General features: G+C 60.3%; 15 protein-coding genes. 9 read left to right on the top strand and 6 right to left on the bottom strand.

The features are described from left to right. The first annotated feature begins 2 nt into the window (after positions 1-2). Positions 3-1,319: a flagellar hook protein FlgE gene (gene flgE / locus E4T63_RS20650; RefSeq protein ID WP_098965102.1), complete on the top strand. Its 1,317-nt coding sequence runs from the start codon at positions 3-5 to the stop codon at positions 1,317-1,319. Between the two features lie 731 nt (positions 1,320-2,050). Here the strand turns inward: flgE and E4T63_RS20645 are convergent. Next, entirely contained in the window at positions 2,051-4,945 is a 2,895-nt protein-coding gene (locus tag E4T63_RS20645) for a ribonucleoside-diphosphate reductase subunit alpha (protein WP_095137143.1), read from the bottom strand. A gap of 850 nt (positions 4,946-5,795) precedes the next feature. On the opposite strand from E4T63_RS20645, the gene E4T63_RS20640 reads away from it, so the two are divergent. Together E4T63_RS20640 and E4T63_RS20635 are read left to right on the top strand one after the other, a co-directional pair. After that, positions 5,796-6,518 (top strand): response regulator, encoded by a 723-nt coding sequence (locus tag E4T63_RS20640; protein WP_098965100.1) that lies wholly within the window; start codon positions 5,796-5,798, stop codon positions 6,516-6,518. Next, positions 6,515-8,125 carry an ATP-binding protein gene (locus tag E4T63_RS20635; protein WP_098965099.1) on the top strand — a complete coding sequence of 537 codons (1,611 nt, stop codon included), beginning with the start codon at positions 6,515-6,517 and terminating at the stop codon, positions 8,123-8,125. Before E4T63_RS20640 ends, E4T63_RS20635 begins: the two co-directional genes overlap by 4 nt. Positions 8,126-8,242: 117 nt before the next feature. Here the strand turns inward: E4T63_RS20635 and E4T63_RS20630 are convergent, their stop codons facing one another. Both E4T63_RS20630 and E4T63_RS20625 read right to left on the bottom strand, forming a co-directional pair. Then, positions 8,243-8,968, bottom strand: a complete 726-nt coding sequence (locus E4T63_RS20630) for a 4'-phosphopantetheinyl transferase family protein (protein WP_135296361.1) — start codon at positions 8,966-8,968, stop codon at positions 8,243-8,245. A gap of 191 nt (positions 8,969-9,159) precedes the next feature. Beyond that, positions 9,160-9,951: a dienelactone hydrolase family protein gene (locus tag E4T63_RS20625; RefSeq protein WP_135296360.1), complete on the bottom strand. Its 792-nt coding sequence runs from the start codon at positions 9,949-9,951 to the stop codon at positions 9,160-9,162. A 221-nt stretch (positions 9,952-10,172) separates the two neighbouring features. On the opposite strand from E4T63_RS20625, the gene E4T63_RS20620 reads away from it, so the two are divergent. Continuing rightward, on the top strand, positions 10,173-10,850 hold the full coding sequence (locus E4T63_RS20620; RefSeq protein WP_098965096.1) for a response regulator transcription factor: 678 nt from the start codon (positions 10,173-10,175) through the stop codon (positions 10,848-10,850). Then, positions 10,847-12,193, top strand: coding sequence for an ATP-binding protein (locus tag E4T63_RS20615; RefSeq protein WP_098965094.1), 1,347 nt, complete (start codon positions 10,847-10,849; stop codon positions 12,191-12,193). The genes E4T63_RS20620 and E4T63_RS20615 overlap by 4 nt, the downstream gene beginning before the upstream one ends. A gap of 205 nt (positions 12,194-12,398) precedes the next feature. Here the strand turns inward: E4T63_RS20615 and E4T63_RS20610 are convergent, their stop codons facing one another. Next, entirely contained in the window at positions 12,399-13,397 is a 999-nt protein-coding gene (locus E4T63_RS20610) for an AraC family transcriptional regulator (protein WP_135296359.1), read from the bottom strand. A gap of 350 nt (positions 13,398-13,747) precedes the next feature. Here E4T63_RS20610 and E4T63_RS20605 point away from each other — a divergent pair, with 350 nt between their 5' ends. Together E4T63_RS20605 and E4T63_RS20600 are read left to right on the top strand one after the other, a co-directional pair. Beyond that, a complete protein-coding gene (locus E4T63_RS20605; RefSeq protein ID WP_135296358.1) occupies positions 13,748-15,082 on the top strand; it encodes a dicarboxylate/amino acid:cation symporter in 1,335 nt (444 codons plus the stop codon). A 256-nt stretch (positions 15,083-15,338) separates the two neighbouring features. Then, entirely contained in the window at positions 15,339-16,520 is a 1,182-nt protein-coding gene (locus E4T63_RS20600) for a CaiB/BaiF CoA transferase family protein (protein WP_135296357.1), read from the top strand. A 110-nt stretch (positions 16,521-16,630) separates the two neighbouring features. Here E4T63_RS20600 and E4T63_RS20595 read toward each other — a convergent pair whose 3' ends face one another. Beyond that, the gene (locus E4T63_RS20595; RefSeq protein ID WP_003227192.1) at positions 16,631-17,125 is read right to left on the bottom strand and encodes a SprT family zinc-dependent metalloprotease; all 495 of its coding nucleotides are present in this window, start codon (positions 17,123-17,125) and stop codon (positions 16,631-16,633) included. Between the two features lie 148 nt (positions 17,126-17,273). Beyond that, positions 17,274-17,876: a Yip1 family protein gene (locus E4T63_RS20590; RefSeq protein ID WP_007917515.1), complete on the bottom strand. Its 603-nt coding sequence runs from the start codon at positions 17,874-17,876 to the stop codon at positions 17,274-17,276. Positions 17,877-18,320: 444 nt separating this feature from the next. Between E4T63_RS20590 and ttcA the strand changes: the two genes are divergently transcribed. Both ttcA and E4T63_RS20580 read left to right on the top strand, forming a co-directional pair. Next, positions 18,321-19,145 carry a tRNA 2-thiocytidine(32) synthetase TtcA gene (gene ttcA / locus E4T63_RS20585; RefSeq protein ID WP_007968702.1) on the top strand — a complete coding sequence of 275 codons (825 nt, stop codon included), beginning with the start codon at positions 18,321-18,323 and terminating at the stop codon, positions 19,143-19,145. A 132-nt stretch (positions 19,146-19,277) separates the two neighbouring features. Next, positions 19,278-19,952 carry a DNA-3-methyladenine glycosylase I gene (locus E4T63_RS20580; RefSeq protein ID WP_098965089.1) on the top strand — a complete coding sequence of 225 codons (675 nt, stop codon included), beginning with the start codon at positions 19,278-19,280 and terminating at the stop codon, positions 19,950-19,952. Positions 19,953-19,997: the final 45 nt, after the last annotated feature.

Here is a 19,997-nt window from a genome sequence, read left to right as displayed (position 1 = left end):
ATATGTCTTTCAATATCGGCCTTAGCGGTCTCTATGCAGCCAACAAACAACTGGACGTGACCGGCAACAACATCGCCAACGTCGCGACCGCCGGTTTCAAATCGTCCCGTGCAGAATTCGAAGACGTTTACTCGTCGACCCGTCTGGGCAGTGGCAGCAAGGTCATCGGTAACGGTGTACGCCTGGCCAACGTTTCTCAGCAGTTCACCCAGGGTGACATCAACAACACCGGTAACGTGCTGGACATGGGTATCAACGGTTCCGGTTTCTTCACCATGAGCAACAACGGTTCGGTTTCCTATACCCGTGCCGGTACCTTCAAGGTCGACAACGCTGGTTACATCACCAACACCGACTACACCTCGCGCCTGCAGGGTTACGGTGTGGATGCCAACGGCAAGATCATCAATGGTGTGCTGACTGACCTGAAGATCGACACTTCCAACCTGGCGCCGAAGTCCACCTCGCTGGTGACCTCGACCATCAACCTGGACTCGACCGCTCCAGTAATCGACGACACAGTGCCCGCCGGCAAGTTCGATCCGAACAACCTCGCGACCTACACCAAATCGTTCAGCACGCCGATCTATGACAGTCAGGGCAACATGCACCCGATGGATCAGTACGTGGTCAAGACCGGTGCCAACACCTGGAAGGTCTACACCCTGGTAGACGGTCGTAATCCGGACGCTACCGGTAGCGATCCGAAGGTCACCGCGCCGACACCTTCGACCATGACGTTTGACTCCGCTGGCAAGCTGACTCAGGTCAGCACTCTGCCGGGTCCGGTGATCAGCAGTGACCTCAAGCTCAGTGGCTGGGTCCCGGGTAATGTGATCAACGGTACATTCAAGCCTAATGGTGCAGCCGCGAACCCGGCAGGCATCACCATTTCGATGGCTCAGACCACCCAGTACAACGCCGATACCGCCCGTTCGATCCCGACTCAGGATGGTTACGCCACTGGCCAGATCACCAACCTGACCATTGATGGCACCGGTACCCTGTTCGCCAACTTCAGCAACAACCAGAGCAAGGCCATCGGCCAGGTTGCGCTGGCCAGCTTCACCAACGAACAGGGCCTGCAGGCTATCGGTGGTACCAGCTGGAAAGAGACCTTCGCTTCCGGTATTCCGGGCTACGACGCGCCGAAAACCGGGACCTTGGGTGAGGTGGTATCCAACTCGCTGGAAGAGTCGAACGTTAACCTGACCAACGAGCTGGTAGACCTGATCAAGGGCCAGAGCAACTATCAGGCGAATGCGAAGACCATTTCGACGCAGAGCACCATTATGCAGACCATCATTCAGATGACCTGATTGCGGTTTCTGGTTGTGCAAGGGAGCCCCTCTTTTTGAGGGGCTTTTTTGTGGGCTATTGTTTTGTGGGCTTATCCGTTGCTGCGGTAACGGCTACTTAGGGTTTCGCCCTTACGGCGAGTCACTTTTGCAGACGCCCAAAAGTAACCAAAACGCTTGGCCCCAACGTTCGGCCCTCGCTTAGGCTCGGGTTCCTTCGCTACGGGATTCATCCGGGGGCATCGCCTACGGTTTGCTTCGCTGCACCTTCTCTCGATGTGTTTGGCTGCGCCAAACGGTCGCTGCGCTCCCACCCCCGAATAAACCCCTCCACTCAGCCTGCCGACGGGGCCGGTACGGCAAAATCAAAAGCTTTCGGCGAGCTGACACTCGGCCATTGAGTGGTGAAAAGCATGCGCTTGGCTTTTGCTCTTCTGTGGAAGCCAGCCTGCTGGCGATGGCGGCCTGCCAGCCAACCACTCTCTATCCGAATGCATCCAGTCCCTGTGGGAGCTGGCTTGCCAGCGATGGCGGCCTGCCAGATGTACTCATCCTCTGGAGCTGCCGAAGGCTGCGATCTTTTGATCTGTGGCAGCAGCACTAAAGATCAAAAGATCGCAGCCTCGTTGCACTCGACAGCTCCTACAGTTAAATGGCAGACAAAAGAAAACCCCCGACAAACCAGAAGTCTGTCGGGGGTTTTCTTTTGCCTGGAAGCATCAGGCGTCTCGCGACGCCTGACCCGGCTCAGCTTATTGGCAAGCTTCGCAATCCGGCTCGTCGATCGCGCAAGCCTTTGGCACTGGCGCTGGGCCGGCCGGAGCTGCCAGAACCGAATCGTCGCCGTGGTTGCCGCCGCTGGAAACAGCGTTCAGCTTGCCGGTGTTGATGGTCGACTTCTCGGTGCTGGTCGCAGCCAGGGCACGGAGGTAGTAAGTGGTTTTCAGACCACGGTACCAGGCCATGCGGTAGGTCACGTCGAGCTTCTTGCCCGAGGCGCCGGCGATGTACAGGTTCAGCGACTGGGCCTGGTCGATCCACTTCTGACGACGGCTGGCGGCGTCAACGATCCACTTGGTGTCCACTTCGAACGCGGTCGCGTAGAGCTCTTTGAGTTCTTGCGGGATGCGCTCGATCTGCTGAACCGAACCGTCGTAGTACTTCAGGTCGTTGATCATGACCGAGTCCCACAGACCGCGAGCCTTGAGGTCGCGAACCAGGTACGGGTTGATCACGGTGAATTCGCCCGACAGGTTCGATTTCACATACAGGTTCTGGTAGGTCGGTTCGATCGACTGCGATACGCCGGTGATGTTGGCGATGGTTGCGGTCGGTGCGATGGCCATGATGTTGGAGTTACGAATGCCTTTCTGTACACGGGCGCGAACCGGTGCCCAGTCCAGGGTTTCGTTCAGGTCAACGTCGATGTACTTCTGGCCACGTTGCTCGATCAGGATCTGTTGCGAATCCAGTGGCAGGATGCCTTTGGACCACAGCGAACCGTTGAAGGTCTCGTAAGCACCACGCTCGTCGGCCAGGTCGCAGGACGCCTGGATCGCGTAGTAGCTGACCGCTTCCATCGACTTGTCGGCGAACTCGACGGCAGCGTCGGAACCGTAAGGGATGTGCTGCAGGTACAGCGCGTCCTGGAAGCCCATGATGCCCAGACCGACCGGACGGTGGCGGAAGTTGGAGTTCTTCGCTTGCGGCACCGAGTAGTAGTTGATGTCGATCACGTTGTCGAGCATGCGCACGGCGGTGTTCACGGTGCGTTGCAGCTTGGCGGTGTCCAGCTTGCCGTCGACGATGTGGTTCGGCAGGTTGATCGAGCCCAGGTTGCAAACGGCGATCTCGTCCTTGTTGGTGTTCAAGGTGATCTCGGTGCACAGGTTCGAGCTGTGAACCACGCCGACGTGCTGCTGCGGGCTACGCAGGTTGCACGGATCCTTGAAAGTCAGCCATGGGTGGCCGGTTTCGAACAGCATGGAGAGCATTTTGCGCCACAGGTCTTTGGCCTGGATGGTCTTGAACAGCTTGACCTTGCCCGGGTACTCGGTCAGGGCTTCGTAGTACTCGTAGCGCTCTTCGAAGGCTTTGCCGGTCAGGTCGTGCAGGTCCGGTACTTCGGATGGCGAGAACAGGGTCCACTTGCCGTCATCGAAGACACGCTTCATGAACAGGTCAGGGATCCAGTTGGCGGTGTTCATGTCGTGGGTACGACGACGATCATCACCGGTGTTCTTGCGCAGTTCGATGAACTCTTCGATGTCCATGTGCCAGGTTTCCAGGTAGGCACACACAGCGCCTTTGCGCTTGCCACCCTGGTTAACGGCTACGGCGGTGTCGTTCACTACTTTCAGGAACGGAACCACGCCTTGCGACTTGCCGTTGGTGCCTTTGATGTACGAACCCAGTGCACGCACAGGGGTCCAGTCGTTGCCCAGGCCGCCAGCGAATTTCGACAACATGGCGTTGTCGTGAATCGCGTGGTAGATGCCCGACAGGTCGTCCGGAACGGTGGTCAGGTAGCAGCTCGACAGCTGTGGACGCAGGGTACCGGCGTTGAACAGGGTCGGAGTCGAAGCCATGTAGTCAAAGGACGACAGCAGGTTGTAGAACTCGATCGCACGGTCTTCTTTCTGCTTCTCTTCGATCGCCAGGCCCATGGCCACGCGCATGAAGAAGATCTGCGGCAGTTCGAAACGCACGCCATCCTTGTGGATGAAGTAACGGTCGTACAGGGTCTGCAGGCCCAGGTAGGTGAATTGCTGATCGCGCTCGTGGTTGATCGCCTTGCCCAGTTTTTCCAGGTCGAAGGTGGCCAGCACAGGGTTCAGCAGTTCGAACTCGATACCTTTGGCGATGTAAGCCGGCAGTGCCTTGGCGTACAGGTCGGCCATCTCGTGGTGAGTGGCGCTCTCGGCCACACCCAGGAAGCCCAGGCCTTCGGCACGCAGGGTGTCCATCAGCAGGCGGGCGGTGACGAACGAGTAGTTCGGCTCGCGCTCGACCAGGGTACGCGCGGTCATTACCAGTGCGGTGTTGACGTCGTTCAGGGCCACGCCGTCGTACAGGTTCTTCAGGGTTTCGCGCTGGATCAGGTCGCCGTCGACTTCAGCCAGGCCTTCGCAGGCTTCGGTGACGATGGTGTTCAGGCGGCCCATGTCCAGCGGCGCGAGGCTGCCATCGGCACGGGTGATGCGGATCGACGGGTGCGCGTCGACCGCAGCTTCTACCGGCGCATGGGCTGCGCGTTCTTTCGAGCGGCCGTCACGGTAGATCACGTAGTCACGAGCGACTTTCTGCTCGCCGGCACGCATCAGGGCCAGTTCGACCTGGTCCTGGATCTCTTCGATGTGGATGGTGCCGCCCGACGGCATGCGACGCTTGAAGGTCGCGGTGACCTGTTCGGTCAGGCGCGCAACGGTGTCGTGGATTCGCGACGAAGCGGCAGCGGTGCCGCCCTCAACTGCGAGAAACGCTTTGGTGATAGCGACGGTGATCTTGTCATCGGTGTAAGGAACGACAGTGCCATTACGCTTGATCACGCGCAGTTGACCAGGCGCGGTGGCGGCCAGATCCGAATTCGAATCGGCGGCCTGCGGCAAGGTGCCCTGCGGGTTCTCGCGAGTTGTGTCGGTTTGCATGGGTGTCTCCACGTTCTCTATGTTTGTTTGGGCACCATCAAGGTGCCCACCGTTCCGTCCTGAAGCACTACAACCGGCACGCGCCGGGCATAACGACTTCGGGACAGTTCAGGAAGGGGGCCTTGTGAGCGCCGCTTCCATGCCGAAGTCTTCGGTTCGCGCGATACGCGTGAGACCGCATTCCTTTCGGGGAGCAGATTCGTCACTGCAACACCCGTACCGTTATCGTCGTGGTCGACTGAAAAACGGTAGCCATCCGCAGGCGCGGTTTGGGCTTTCGAAAATACGTTTGGTTCAACCCGACAATGGCAATAAAAAGCCTTGAATTCACTGTCCGGTTTGTGTTTGGTTTTTTGCGAAAACCCCTACATGTAGGGTTTTTTTACGCACGGGCTACAAGATAATGCGTTTTGGGGGAGTATTGCAACGTATAGCCTGTGGATAAACCTGTGCGTAAATTGTGTGCGAAAGGGCTGATTCGCGTGTAGGCCGCGAACCTGCTGAGTTAGACCGTTTGTCACTGTTTTTCACTCGGGAAAAACGCTTCAGCGGATTTTTAAGGGCGCGAACCCTACCACAAAAAACCGCCTTGTCCGAACGCATTTGCCGACTTGTGTTCTGGCTGTACGCCGTTTATACAATCGGGCAGTGTTTACCCATTCTTATCTTCCCGAAAGATGACAAAAAGACGGGAAAAATGTGGGAGCGGGCTTGCTCGCGAAAGCGGCGGGTCAGGCAATTTCCATGTTGACCATGCCGCCGTCTTCGCGAGCAAGCCCGCTCCCACAGGGGAATTGAGTCAGGCCGAGCATTCTTCCTTATTAATAAAAACAGCAAGCAGAGGTCACCGGTGGAGCAAGAAGCCTGGCAGGTATTGATAGTCGAGGACGACCAGCGTCTGGCCGAACTCACCCGCGAATACCTGCAAGCCAATGGATTGCGCGTGGAGATCGAAGGCAACGGCGCGCTGGCGGCGGCGCGGATCATCAAGGAGCAGCCGGACCTGGTGATCCTCGACCTGATGCTGCCCGGTGAAGACGGCCTGAGCATTTGCCGCAAGGTGCGCGATCGTTACGACGGGCCGATCCTGATGCTCACCGCGCGCACCGACGATGCTGACCAGATTCAGGGTCTCGACCTCGGCGCTGACGATTACGTGTGCAAACCGGTGCGTCCACGGCTGTTGCTCGCGCGCATTCAGGCCTTGCTGCGACGCAGTGACAGCGCCGAACCGATCGCGGAAAAAAGCCGTCGCCTGCAATTCGGCCCGCTGGTGGTGGACAACGCCTTGCGCGAAGCCTGGCTCAGCGACAGCGGCATCGAACTGACCAGTGCCGAATTCGACCTGCTCTGGCTGTTGGTGTCGAACGCCGGGCGAATCCTCTCTCGCGAAGAAATCTTCACTGCGTTGCGCGGCATCGGCTATGACGGTCAGGACCGCTCGATCGATGTGCGCATCTCGCGCATTCGCCCGAAGATTGGCGATGACCCCGACCATCCGCGCCTGATCAAGACCATCCGTAGCAAAGGCTACCTGTTCGTCCCTGAAGCCTGTGTGGATCTGGCGCTGTGAACTCGATCTTCCTGCGCATCTATGGCGGCATGTGCGCGGCGCTGATTCTGGTGGCGGTGCTTGGTGTGCTGGCGCTGCACCTGCTCAATCAGGTGCGAAGCGAGCAATACCGCGAGCGCCTGGCCCACGGCACGTTCTCGCTGATGGCCGACAACCTGCAACCGATGAACGAAACCGAGCGCCACCGGGCGTTGTTGGTCTGGGAGCGTCTGCTGGGGATTCCGCTGGCGCTGAAGAAGTTTTCCGAGACCGATCTGGATCTCTCTCAGCGCGCCCGGGTGCAGCGCGGTCAGGCCTTGGTAGAGCAGACCGGCCCGCATGCGGCGCGGGTCTATCGACTGGTCAGCGACAAGGAACAGCTGCTGCTGACCGGTGACGTGCAACAGATCAGCGAACAATTGGCCCGCGCGACTATTTATCTGTTGGCCGATGAACTGGTGCGGGTGCCGGTCGGCGAACAGCCCAAGCGGCTGGCGCAGTTAAAAGAAGAGAAGGGCTTCGGTTTTGATCTGCGGCTGGTCACGGTCAACGAGGCCGACATGGACGAAGACCAGAGCCGCCGAGTGTCCGAGGGCGATACGGTGATGGCGCTGGGCAAGGGCGGGGATTCGATCAGGGTGTTTGCCGGCATGGTCGGTACGCCGTGGGTGCTGGAGATCGGCCCGCTGTATCAGATGAATCCGTATCCGCCGCAATGGCTGGTGTTGATCGCTGCCCTGGGCCTGACCTTGATCGGTCTGATCGTATATCTGCTGGTGCGTCAGCTCGAAAGACGTCTGCGCGGACTCGAAGCCGCGGCCACACGCATCGCCAAGGGCAGCCTGGAAACCCGCGTGCCGGCCCGCGGTGCTGACTCGGTCGGGCGGCTGGCGGCGGCGTTCAACGGCATGGCCGAGCATCTGCAGCAGTTGCTGGCGATCCAGCGCGAGCTGGTGCGTGCGGTGTCCCACGAACTGCGCACACCGGTGGCGCGCCTGCGCTTCGGTCTGGAGATGATCGGCTCGGCCACCACCCCGCAGGCGCTGGAAAAGTACCGCGAGGGCATGGATCACGACATTGAGGATCTCGATAAGCTGGTGGATGAAATGCTCACTTACGCGCGGCTGGAGCAAGGCTCGCCGGCACTGACCTTTCAACGCATCGACCTCGATGCGCTGGTCAATCAGGTGATCGCAGAACTGGCGCCGTTGCGTGCCGAGGTCACGGTGCAGCGCGGGTTGTGCCTGTCAGCGGCGGACAACGATGGCGCCTGGGTCGAAGCCGAGCCGCGCTTCCTGCACCGCGCGTTGCAGAATCTGGTGAGCAACGCGATGCGCCATGCGCGCTCGAATGTCACGGTGAGTTATCAGGTCGGGCAGTTGCGCTGCCGGGTCGATGTCGAGGATGACGGGCCGGGTGTGCCGGAGTCGGCGTGGGAGCGGATCTTCACGCCGTTCCTGCGTCTGGATGACAGCCGCACGCGGGCCTCTGGTGGGCACGGGCTGGGGCTGTCGATTGTGCGGCGGATCATCCACTGGCATGACGGTCGGGCGCTGATCAACAAGAGCAAAAGTCTGGGTGGGGCTTGCTTCAGTCTGAGTTGGCCGAGGAATCAGGAGCGCCGCTGAGTTTTGTGTCAGCAGAAATGGCGCCTTCGCGAGCAAGCCCGCTCCCACCCTTGAAATGCATTCCCCTGTGGGAGCGGGCTTGCTCGCGAAGGCGGTGCAACAGTCGCTGAAAAATCCTCAGGCCGGAATGCTGACCAGACTCAACAACTGCCCATCCTGCACCCCAAATTGCGCTTCCAGCTCGGTGCCATGACGCCATTCGCCAGACAAGTCAGTCAGCAAACGCAACCGGACCTGACCCTGCTCCGTCCACTCCAGCACCTCGGCGTGCTCGAAGTAGAAACGCTTCTGCACAATCGGGTACAGCGCCTTGAACAGGCTCTCTTTCACCGAAAACGTCAGGGTCACGCACAACGCCAGTTGTTCCCGCGCACCGGCGGCCATGCGTTGCAGCTCCGGCGGCGTCAGAATCTCCCCGGCCAGGCGTTCGGCGCGCTCGGTCTCGAGCAGGTTTTCCAGATCCATGCCCAAGCCGCGCCAGTGCCGCTTGTTGGCGACAATCGCCGCCGCGTGTCCGGTGCTGTGAGTGATCGAGCCGCAGATGTGCGCCGGCCACACCGGTGCGCGGTCTTCGCCAATCGCCGGAATCACGCTTGAGCCTTCCAGTTGCTGCAGCGCAGCCCGGGCGCAGATTCGCCCGGCAAGAAACTCGGCCTGCCGTTTGGCCACCGAGCGCTGAATGCTCGGCGGCGGCTCGATGGCGCTGCGCTGGAAGTCGTCGCCGAGCAATTGTTTCGGGTCGAAACGGGTGCTCAGTAGGACGGTCTCGGGCAGCACGCTGGGCAACGGCCAGTGAGCGTCGAGCGCGGTGCAGCAGGTGGGGAGGGGCGGGCTGGAATTCATGGCGGGCATTTTGCCGGTTGAAGCCACGACTGGGTAGAGGCTGCACACTTTTGTGGCGAGGGAGCTTGCTCCCGTTGGGGGCAAAGCCCCCCAAATCTGTGGACGAGGTCTGTCAGGTAAACCGCGTCGGCATGTTTTTGCGACGGCTTCGCCGCCGAGCGGGAGCAAGCTCCCTCGCCACAGGGGCAATGTCAGCCAAAGATTTTCTGGAAGAACGCCTTCATGTCCGCCCAGGATTTTTCATCGGCCGCCTTGTTGTAACCGATATCCGGGCCACCATGATCGCCGTGGCTCAAACGATCGGCATCCGGATTGGTGAAACCATGCTTGGCGCCGTCGAGGCTGACGAATGTGTAGTCGGCGCCGGCCTTGTCCATCTCGGATTTGAATGCGGTGACGTTGTCCGGGGTGACCATGCTGTCCAGCGCACCGTGCTCGACCAGAACCTTTGCCTTCACACTGCCGGGCGTCGCCGGGGTGGTGGTCGCCAGCGCACCGTGGAAACTCACCACGCCCGCCAGCGGCTCGCCCTGACGCGCGGCGTTGAGCACCACGCCACCGCCGAAGCAGTAACCGATGGCGCCGATTTTATTGACGTCGGTCTGCGGCTGCTTTTTCAGCAGGTTCAACCCGGCCTCGAAACGTTTGCTGGAGGCCGCGGCATCCTGGGTCGCGGCTTGCATGAACGCCATCGCATCTTTCGGGTGCTCAGTGTTCTTGCCTTCGCCGTACATGTCGATCGCCAGCGCGCTGTAGCCCAGTTCGGCGAGATCGCGGGCGCGACGTTTGGCGTAATCGTTAAGGCCCCACCATTCATGCACCACGACGACTCCAGGGCGTTTGCCCTTGATCGCGTCGTCATAGGCGTAGTAGCCGATCAGCTTGGTGCCGTCGGCACTCTGGTAGGGAATCTCCTGAGTCTTGATCGCGGCGTTGGCCAGACTGCTGGCGGTGAGCAAGGCGAGGGCGAGGAACAGGCGCATGGTCGGTCTCCTTATCGAAAGTGGTCAGGACAGCCTAGTCGATTTGATTCAGTGCAGGTTCACCGAGTGTTCAGGGCAGGTACAGGGGCGGCTTGCTAACCTTGCAGCCTATCGAACAGCAATGAGAAAGTTGTCGCCTGTGCCGTCGCCTTCGCGAGCAGACTCGCCCTCACAAGTATGCTGTTGACGTTGGAGCTTTTTGATTTGCCCGGGAGAGCTTTATGAAACTGTTGGTCGTCGAAGATGAAGCGCTGTTGCGCCATCACCTGCAAACCCGCCTCACGGAGAGCGGTCACGTGGTCGAGTCCGTGGCCAATGCCGAAGAGGCGCTGTACCAGACCGGGCAGTTCAACTTCGATCTGGCGGTGATTGACCTCGGTCTGCCGGGCATGGGCGGTCTGGACCTGATCCGCCAGTTGCGTTCCAGCGGCAAGACGTTTCCGATCCTGATCCTCACCGCGCGCGGCAACTGGCAAGACAAGGTCGAAGGCCTCGCTGCCGGTGCCGACGACTACGTGGTCAAGCCGTTCCAGTTCGAAGAACTCGAGGCGCGACTCAACGCCTTGCTGCGTCGCTCCAGCGGCTTCACCCAGTCCACCATCGTCGCCGGACCGCTGTTGCTGGACCTCAATCGCAAGCAGGCATCGCTGGATGAAGAGCCGCTGGCGCTGACTGCCTACGAATACCGCATCCTCGAATACCTGATGCGCCACCACCAGCAAGTGGTGCCCAAGGATCGCCTGATGGAGCAGCTCTATCCGGATGACGACGAGCGTGATCCGAACGTGATCGAAGTGCTGGTCGGCCGTCTGCGCCGCAAGCTCGAAGGACCGGGCGGGTTCAAGCCGATCGACACCGTGCGCGGTCTTGGCTACCTGTTCAATGAGCGCTGCACTTGATTCGTTCTCTACGCGTTCGCTTGATGCTCGCCGCCACCACGTTGGCGGTGTTGTTCATGCTTGGCTTGCTGCCGGCCATGCAAGGCGCGTTCAGCCTGGCATTGCAGGACTCGATCGAGCAGCGCCTGGCCTCGGATGTGACCACGCTGATTTCGGCGGCACGTATCGAGAACGGTCGCCTGCAGATGCCGGCGCAGTTGCCTGACGAGCGATTCAACCTTACTGACGGGCGTCTGCTGGGCTACATCTATGATCGCGAGGGGCATCTGGTCTGGCGCTCCAAGGGCACAGAAGAAGGGCAGATCAACTACAAGCCGCGTTACGACGGCATGGGCAATGAGTTCGCGCGGATTCGCCAGGCCAGCGGTCAGGAATTTTTTGTCTACGACGTCGAAGTCAAGTTGCTCGGGGGCAAGAGTGCGGCATTCAGCTTTGTGACCCTGCAACCGGTGCACGAGTACGAATCGACGCTCGAAGGCCTGCGCGACAACCTTTATCTGGGCTTTGGTGCTGCACTGTTTGTCTTGCTTGCGCTGTTGTGGATTGGCCTGACCTGGAGTTTGAAAGCCTTGCGCCGGTTGAGTCAGGAGCTCGACGAAATCGAAAGCGGCACTCGCGAAAGCCTCAGCGAACAACACCCGCGCGAACTGCTGCGCCTGACCGGCTCGCTCAACCGTTTGCTGCACAGTGAGCGCCAGCAGCGCAGCCGCTACCGTGACTCCCTCGATGATCTGGCGCACAGCCTGAAAACCCCGTTGGCGGTACTGCAAGGCGTCAGTGAAGACATGGCCCAACGCCCGGAAGATCGCGATCAAGCCTGGGTGCTGCAAACCCAGATCGAGCGCATGAGTCAGCAGATCAGCTATCAACTGCAACGCGCCAGCTTGCGCAAAAGTGGTCTGGTGCGCCACCAGGTGCGGCTGCAACCGGTGCTCAAAAGCCTGTGCGACACCCTCGACAAGGTCTACCGCGACAAACACGTGCGGGTGGCCTTCGATCTGCCGGAGCACTGTTACGTGCCGATCGAGCAGGGCGCGCTGCTGGAGATGATGGGCAACCTGCTGGAAAACGCCTATCGCCTGTGCCTGGGTGAAGTGCGCATCAGCGTGCGCGAGAGCCTCACCGGCATCGAGCTGTGCATTGAGGACGACGGCCCCGGTGTGCCGCCGAATCAGCGCGCGCGGATCCTCGAGCGTGGTGAGCGTCTGGATCGTCAGCACCCGGGGCAGGGCATCGGGCTGGCGGTGGTCAAGGACATCATCGAAAGCTACAACGCCAAGCTGATGCTCGGGGATTCGCCGATGGGCGGGGCGGCGTTCAGGATTCAGTTTCCTGCGGTTTAATTGGAAGTTGCCCTCACCCTAGCCCTCTCCCAGAGGTAGAGGGAACTGACCTAAGTGTCTCCAGAAAATGATCGACCTGAGTGATTTGCCTCGAATATGGATTCAGCAGAGAGCATTCAGGTCGGCGTATTTATCGAGCTTCCCCCATCCAGTCCCCTCTCCCTCCGGGAGAGGGTTAGGGTGAGGGGCTTTTGACGTTAAAGCCTCACTGCTCCTGCGCCCGATACGCCCCCGGCGTCAGCCCGGTCCATTTCTTGAACGCCCGATGAAACGCCGAGGGCTCGGAAAATCCCAACTGCTCGGCAATCTGTTGCAACGACAGATCCGCCCGTCCCAGATGATAGATCGCGATGTCGCGGCGCAACTGATCCTTCAATTCCTGAAAACTGCTGCCTTCCTCACGCAAATGCCGACGCAGGGTTTGCGGGCTGATGTGCAGCTGCGCGGCCACCGCTTCGAGGTCCGGCCACTGCGCACTGTCGCGGCTGAGCAAGCGGCGCAGGCGACTGCTGAGGCTGTCGCCGTCGTCCGGGCGCGATAGCAGGTCGGCGGGTGAGCGTTCGAGAAAGTGCTTGAGGGTGCGTTCGTCCTGCAACAGCGGCATCGACAGATAGCGACTGTGGAACAACAGGCTGCTTTGCTGGGCGCAAAACACCAGCGGGCAAGGGAACAGCAGGTCGTACTCGGCACCGTGCGCCGGTTTCGGATAACTGAAGGTGGCCTGCTCCAGACGAATCCGCTGGCCGATCAGCCAGCTGCCGAGGCGATGCCAGATCACCAGCAGGCTCTCGCTGAGAAAGTGATCCGGGTCCCATAACTGCGAATCATCGAGGCTCAGGCGCACCCATTCGTCTTCGCGGCTCAGGTCCAGGCGCGGGGCTCCCGGGAATAGGCTATAAAACAGTAAACCGCGTTGCAGTGCCTTCTCCAGGTTGCGGCAGTGGATCAGGGCGTGGCACATCATCGCGAAGCTGCCGGGTTTGCTCGGTACGTTGCCGAAGCCCAGGTACTCATCATCCAGCGCCAGCCACAGGCTCTGGATCAGTTGGGTGAATTGCTCCGGTGCAATTCGCGCCCGAGGTTCATCGAGCAACTCGGGACTGATGCCCAGTTGCTGCAGCAGCGGCGCATAGTCGAACCCCGAACGGCGCGCGCCACCGAGGGCGGCGCGGGCGAAATGACTGGCGATGGTACGTTCGCGCATAAGCGGCAGATCCTTCCTCAAGCGCCGGATGGTAGCCGGGGCATGCGCAGGGCAACAAGGCGGATTTCCGCCAAATTGTAGGACGAGAGCCGCTGACTTGGCGGAAATCCGCCACACTGGCGTCACCGGGCAGTGACAAAAAATACTCTGCATCCCCTGATATCAAAAGGCTTGCAGCGAATTGCACCAAAGTGGCACGGCGTTTGCGATAAGAGCGACAGAAGTGTGCGTCTATCCCGCGGGAAAAACGCCGCTCGAACAACAAATCCCTCCAGTGCAGGAGGGTTCGCAATTCAGGTTCTGCGCCCAACAGATGGATGTTGCCCGCGGGACGCTTGAGGACACTTGCAATGACGACTCGTCAGCCACTGTACAAATCCCTGTATTTCCAGGTGATCGTCGCGATCATCATCGGTATTGCCCTTGGTCACTACTACCCGCAGTTCGGTGTGGCGGTAAAGCCACTGGGTGACGGGTTCATCAAGCTGATCAAAATGATCATCGCCCCGATCATCTTCTGCACCGTGGTCAGCGGCATCGCTGGCATGCAAAGCATGAAGTCGGTCGGCAAGACCGGCGGTTATGCACTCCTGTACTTCGAAATCGTTTCGACCATCGCCCTGCTGGTCGGCCTGATCGTGGTCAACATCGTGCAGCCGGGCAACGGCATGCACATCGACGTCAGCACCCTCGACGCCTCGAAAGTCGCGACCTACGTGCAGCAAGGTGCAGACCAGAGCGTTGTCGGCTTCCTGCTCAACGTGATCCCGACCACCATCGTCGGCGCGTTCGCCACTGGTGACATCCTGCAAGTGCTGATGTTCTCGGTGATCTTCGGTTTCGCCCTGCATCGCCTGGGTGACTATGGCCGTCCGATCCTCGATTTCATCGATCGCTTCGCCCACGTGATGTTCAACATCATCAACATGATCATGAAGCTCGCACCAATCGGTGCCTTCGGCGCGATGGCGTTCACCATCGGTGCTTACGGTGTCGGTTCGCTGGTGCAGTTGGGTCAACTGATGGCCTGCTTCTACATCACCTGCCTGGCCTTCATCCTGATCGTGCTGGGTGCCATCGCCCGCATGCACGGCTTCAGCGTGCTGAAGATGATCCGCTACATCCGTGAAGAGCTGCTGATCGTACTGGGTACCTCGTCTTCGGAATCGGTACTGCCACGCATGCTGATCAAGATGGAGCGTCTGGGCGCGAAGAAATCTGTCGTGGGTCTGGTGATCCCGACCGGTTACTCGTTCAACCTCGACGGTACCGCGATCTACCTGACCATGGCTGCAGTGTTCATTGCTCAGGCCACCGACACGCACATGGACATCACCCATCAGATCACTCTGCTGGTGGTGTTGCTGCTGTCTTCCAAAGGTGCCGCCGGTGTGACCGGTTCGGGCTTCATCGTGCTGGCCGCCACTCTGTCGGCGGTCGGTCACCTGCCGGTGGCCGGTCTGGCGCTGATCCTCGGTATCGACCGCTTCATGTCCGAAGCCCGCGCCCTGACCAATCTGGTCGGCAACGCCGTGGCGACCATCGTGGTTGCCAAGTGGGTGAAAGAGCTGGACACCAACGTGCTGCAATCCGAGCTGGCTTCGGGCGGTCGCGGTATCGCCGATACCCGTCCGGAAGATGACCTGGGTGTGGCTGAAGGTGCTACTCCGAGCAACGTCAAGTAATCTGAATTGGCTCCAGTGTAATGCTGGAGTCTGAGAGCCCTTGTGGTGAGGGGATTCATCCCCGATGTGTCGCGAAGCGGCCCCTTCTTACGTAGAAGGGGACTGCTGCGCAGTCCATCGGGGATGAATCCCCTCGCTACAGGGGTTTTTTATTGCCTGCGATTTGAGCATTACGGTCACTGCCGCTGATGCATCCGGTGATTGCCGTGCGCGGCAGCGCTGCCTAGGCTGGGTGCATCGCCCAAGGAGATCGCCCATGTCCGCGCCGCTGGCCTCACTGAAGATTCTGGATTTCTCGACCCTGCTGCCAGGGCCGTTCGCCTCGCTGTTGCTGGCGGACATGGGCGCCGAGGTGCTGCGCATTGAATCACCGACGCGCATGGACCTGCTGCGGATGCTGCCGCCGCATGATCAAGGTGTGTCCGCCAGCCACGCTTACCTCAACCGCAACAAGCGCAGTCTGGCGCTGGATCTCAAACAGCCTGAGGCGCTGGAGGTGGTCAGGCAGTTGCTGGCCGACTACGACATTGTCCTCGAGCAGTTCCGCCCCGGTGTAATGGAGCGTCTGGGCCTGGGTTATGAGGCGCTGAAGGCGATCAACCCGAAGCTGATTTACGTGTCGATCACCGGCTACGGCCAGACCGGGCCGTACAAGGATCGCGCCGGACATGACATCAACTACCTCGCCCTGGCCGGTCTGTCCAGTTACACCGGCCGCGCCGACAGCGGGCCGTTGCCGCTGGGCATGCAGGTGGCGGATGTGGCGGGCGGATCGTTGCACGGGGTGATCGGCCTGCTGGCGGCGGTCATCGCCCGGCAGCAGACCGGGCAGGGCACGCATCTGGACGTGAGCATGACCGATTGCGCCTTCAGCCTGAATGCCATGGCCGGTGCCGGCTATCTGGCCTGTGGCGACGAACCGCATTGGGAAGAGCAGATGCTCAATGGCGGCAGCTTCTACGACTACTACCGCTCGCGCGACGGGCGCTGGTTGTCAGTAGGCAGTCTGGAACCGGGGTTCATGCAGCAGCTGTGTACGGCGTTGAGCCGGCCGGAGCTGGCGGCGCATGGCTTGTCGCCGAAACCCGAGCAGCAACGGTTATTGAAGGATGCGTTGAAAGTCGAATTCGAGAAGCACGACTTTGCCGAGCTGCGCGCGTTGTTTGCCGAGGTCGATGCCTGTGTCGAACCGGTCTTGAACCTGAGCGAGGCGGTGCAGCATCCGCAGTTGCAGGCGCGTGAACTGGTGACCCAGGTGCCGCGTGGCGATGGCACGACCCAGGCGCAGATCGCCTGTCCGCTGAAGTTCTCCGAAGCGCTGCCGGCGCCGCGGCATGTCGGCGCAGGGTTGGGACAGCATACTGAGCAGGTGTTGGGGGAGTTGGGGTTTGATGCTGAGCGGATTGCCGAGTTGCGGCGTGCCAAGGTGATTCTCTAGCGTCTGTGCCGGCCCTTTCGCGAGCAAGCCCGCTCCCACAGGGGAATGCATTTCAAAATGTGGGAGCGGGCTTGCTCGCGAAGGCGTCGGCGGCGACAACACCAAACCGGCTATTCCACCCGCATCTCACCACTGAACACCAAAGTGTTGCGGCATCTACGGCATAAATACCGTCGCCCCTGGCGCACCAGGCTATGACGCTGCGCCGAAAACGGAAAATCACTGTCGGCGCACGGGCATTTGTAAATGTAGCGGGTCACGCTGCGGCGTTTGATTGCGTAGGTGTGGCAGCGATCCGGCGGCAGCTCGTAAACCCCGCGCATGATCAGTTGCCACTCCTCGCCGTGCGGCTGGATGCGGTCGCCGAACAGTTGATGGGCGATCAGGTGCGCGACTTCGTGGGCCACGGTCTGCTTGAGGAAGTGTTCGGTGTTTTCCCGGTACAGCTGCGGGTTGAAGCGCAGCAGGTTCTCGTGCAGATGCGCGACACCGGCTTTTTGCCCGCGCAGCTTGAGGCTGACGACGGGGCGTTGGAAATGACGTTTGAAAAAGGCTTCAGCGAGTTGGTAACAGTCTTCGACGCGGGTATTGAGTTGCTCGGGCATGCTTGATGGATCTCCAGAGGCGTCGAGTATGCCGCAACGTTCCTGACTTGCGAATCGCTGACCTGCCGAATGGTCATCCGCCAAACGAGAAGGCCGCCTTGCGGCGGCCTGTATTGGCAGATCTTGTTTTTCTCGGGGGTGAAGCTTGTCAGTTGGTATACACCGGCCCCACGCCGAGGCCCCAGACAATCACGGTGAACGCCATGATGGCCACCAGCACCACCAGACCCACCGCCAGCACTGAGCTGGAAAACAGGAAGCCTTCGTCCGACGGAATGTTCATGAACGTTGGCAGCCCCACGTACAGCAGATACACCGTGTAGCAGATGGCCGCCGTGCCGACGATCATTCCCAGCCACATGTGCGGATACAGCGCCGCCAATCCGCCGACGAACAACGGTGTCGCGGTGTAGGTGGCGAATGCCACGCAACGGGCCAGACTCGGGTTGGCGTCATAGGTGCGGGCCATCCAGTGCACGAACGCGCCCATCACCGCGACCCCGCCGAGCATCGCCAGGTACGACATCACGGTCATCCAGATCGCACTTTCGACGGTGAGCATCACCGGTGCGCGATTGCCGATCACCCAGCCGACCTGAGTGGTGCCGATAAACGCCGAAACCGCCGGAATCGCCGCCAGGATCAGCGTGTGTGTCAGGTACATGTGGCTGATGCTTTCCTCTTGGTCGCCACGGATTTCCTTCCATTCCTGATCGGGGTGGGTAAAAAGTCCCACTACGTGATGGATCATGCCAGTCACTCCTCTTGTTATTGCCATCGCCCCCCAGCGGAGCGCCTACGGGCCAAAGGTGGCCGAGCAAATTCAGGTCTTCAGATGTGTGCGACCTTATGTCGCAGTATAGAAAGGTCTTAACCGCACAGGGACTAGGGGCTTAGAGCAAATTGCGCTGTAAACACGGGGTGTAATCGCGGCAGGGTCTTGCACATTCGAGGCCGGATCGACTCTGTGGCGAGGGAGCTTGCTCCCGCTCGGCTGCGCAGCAGTCGCCAATCCTTGCGGTTCGGTGCGTCAGGAAAATAGCGGCTGCAGGTTTGGGGGCGCTTCGCACCCCAGCGGGAGCAAGCTCGCTCGCCACAGGGGATCGGTTGAAAGTGACAGACCCACGGCCCTTCGCGCTCCCCGGGTTTTTGCGTAAAATGCCCGCCTTTCGTCACACCTCACGGATTTCGCGTCATGGGCACTCTTACGGTCAACCAGAACAAACTGCAAAAGCGCCTGCGCCGCCTGGCCGGCGAAGCGGTCGCCGATTTCAACATGATCGAAGACGGCGACAAGGTCATGGTCTGCCTGTCCGGGGGCAAAGACAGCTACACCATGCTCGACGTGCTGCTGCACCTGCAGAAGGTTGCACCGATCAAGTTCGAGATCGTCGCAGTGAACATGGACCAGAAGCAGCCGGGTTTCCCCGAGCACGTACTGCCGGCCTACCTGAAAGAGCTGGGCGTCGAGTACCACATCGTCGAGAAGGACACCTACTCGGTGGTCAAGGAGCTGGTGCCGGAAGGCAAGACCACCTGCTCGCTGTGCTCGCGCCTGCGTCGCGGCACGCTGTACACCTTCGCCGACGAAATCGGCGCGACCAAGATGGCCCTCGGTCACCACCGTGACGACATCGTCGAGACGTTCTTCCTCAACATGTTCTTCAACGGCACCCTCAAGGCGATGCCGCCGAAGCTGCGCGCCGACGACGGGCGTAACGTGGTGATCCGCCCGCTGGCCTACTGCAACGAGAAAGACATTCAGGCTTACTCGGACTTCAAGGAATTTCCGATCATCCCGTGCAACCTCTGCGGTTCGCAGGAAAACCTGCAGCGTCAGGTGGTCAAGGAAATGCTTCAGGACTGGGAGCGCAAGACTCCGGGCCGAACTGAAAGCATCTTCCGCAGTCTGCAGAACGTGGTGCCGTCGCAACTGGCCGACCGCAACCTGTTCGACTTCACCAGCCTGAAGATCGACGAGACCGCGGCTTCGCGCTTCGTCAACGTGGTCAATCTGTAAACACTGTCCCTGTGGGAGCGGGCTTGCTCGCGAAGGCGGTGTATCAGTCGCTATATGCGCCGACTGACACTCAGTCTTCGCGAGCAAGCCCGCTCCCACATTGGTTTTTTGTTTCATTCAATAGGAGAGGGCATGCGCGATTACAAGTGGCTGCACGAATACTGTCTGAACCGCTTCGGTTCGGCGGCTGAACTGGAAGCCCATCTGCCCGTTCCCAAGACTCCCGCGCAATTGCGCAAGATCAGCGACGATCGTTACCTCTCGACCATGGCCCTGCGCGTGTTTCGCGCTGGTCTGAAGCACAGCCTGGTGGACGCCAAGTGGCCGGCCTTCGAAGAAGTGTTCTTCAGGTTCGACCCGGAAAAAGTCGTGCTGATGAGCGCCGAACACCTCGAACGCCTGATGCAGGACGCGCGAATCATTCGCCACCTGGGCAAGCTCAAGAGCGTGCCGCGCAATGCCCAGTTCATCCTCGATGTGGAAAAGGACAAGGGCAGTTTCGGCGCGCTGATCGCCGACTGGCCGGTGACCGATATCGTCGGTCTGTGGACCTACCTGAAAAAGCACGGGAGTCAGTTGGGCGGGCTGTCGGCGCCGCGCTTCCTGCGCATGGTCGGCAAGGACACGTTCGTGCCGAGCTACGACGTGGTCGCGGCGCTGAATGCACAGAAGATCGTCGACAAGGCGCCGACCAGCCTGCGCGATCTGGCGATTGTGCAGAACGCGTTCAATCAGTGGCATGAACAGAGTGGCGGGCGGCCGATGAGCCAGATTTCGATGATGCTGGCGTACACCGTCAACCATTAAGACCGCATCGCCCCATTCGCGAGCAAGCCCGCTCCCACAGGATTC

Origin of the sequence: Pseudomonas fluorescens, from assembly GCF_004683905.1 — a bacterium.
Lineage (GTDB): Bacteria > Pseudomonadota > Gammaproteobacteria > Pseudomonadales > Pseudomonadaceae > Aquipseudomonas > Aquipseudomonas putida_A.
The sequence above is the reverse complement of the archived record's forward strand: the minus strand, read 5'-3'. Positions and strand labels throughout refer to the sequence as shown.

Coding starts and splice junctions, on each gene's coding strand:
- E4T63_RS20625 (WP_135296360.1), bottom strand. CDS start 9,951: ATGCGCCTGTTCCTCGCCCTCGCCTTGCTCACCGCCAGCAGTCTGGCC.
- E4T63_RS20630 (WP_135296361.1), bottom strand. CDS start 8,968: ATGAATTCCAGCCCGCCCCTCCCCACCTGCTGCACCGCGCTCGACGCT.
- E4T63_RS20610 (WP_135296359.1), bottom strand. CDS start 13,397: ATGCGCGAACGTACCATCGCCAGTCATTTCGCCCGCGCCGCCCTCGGT.
- E4T63_RS20595 (WP_003227192.1), bottom strand. CDS start 17,125: ATGCCCGAGCAACTCAATACCCGCGTCGAAGACTGTTACCAACTCGCT.
- E4T63_RS20590 (WP_007917515.1), bottom strand. CDS start 17,876: ATGATCCATCACGTAGTGGGACTTTTTACCCACCCCGATCAGGAATGG.
- ttcA (WP_007968702.1), top strand. CDS start 18,321: ATGGGCACTCTTACGGTCAACCAGAACAAACTGCAAAAGCGCCTGCGC.
- flgE (WP_098965102.1), top strand. CDS start 3: ATGTCTTTCAATATCGGCCTTAGCGGTCTCTATGCAGCCAACAAACAA.
- E4T63_RS20645 (WP_095137143.1), bottom strand. CDS start 4,945: ATGCAAACCGACACAACTCGCGAGAACCCGCAGGGCACCTTGCCGCAG.
- E4T63_RS20620 (WP_098965096.1), top strand. CDS start 10,173: ATGAAACTGTTGGTCGTCGAAGATGAAGCGCTGTTGCGCCATCACCTG.
- E4T63_RS20605 (WP_135296358.1), top strand. CDS start 13,748: ATGACGACTCGTCAGCCACTGTACAAATCCCTGTATTTCCAGGTGATC.
- E4T63_RS20600 (WP_135296357.1), top strand. CDS start 15,339: ATGTCCGCGCCGCTGGCCTCACTGAAGATTCTGGATTTCTCGACCCTG.
- E4T63_RS20580 (WP_098965089.1), top strand. CDS start 19,278: ATGCGCGATTACAAGTGGCTGCACGAATACTGTCTGAACCGCTTCGGT.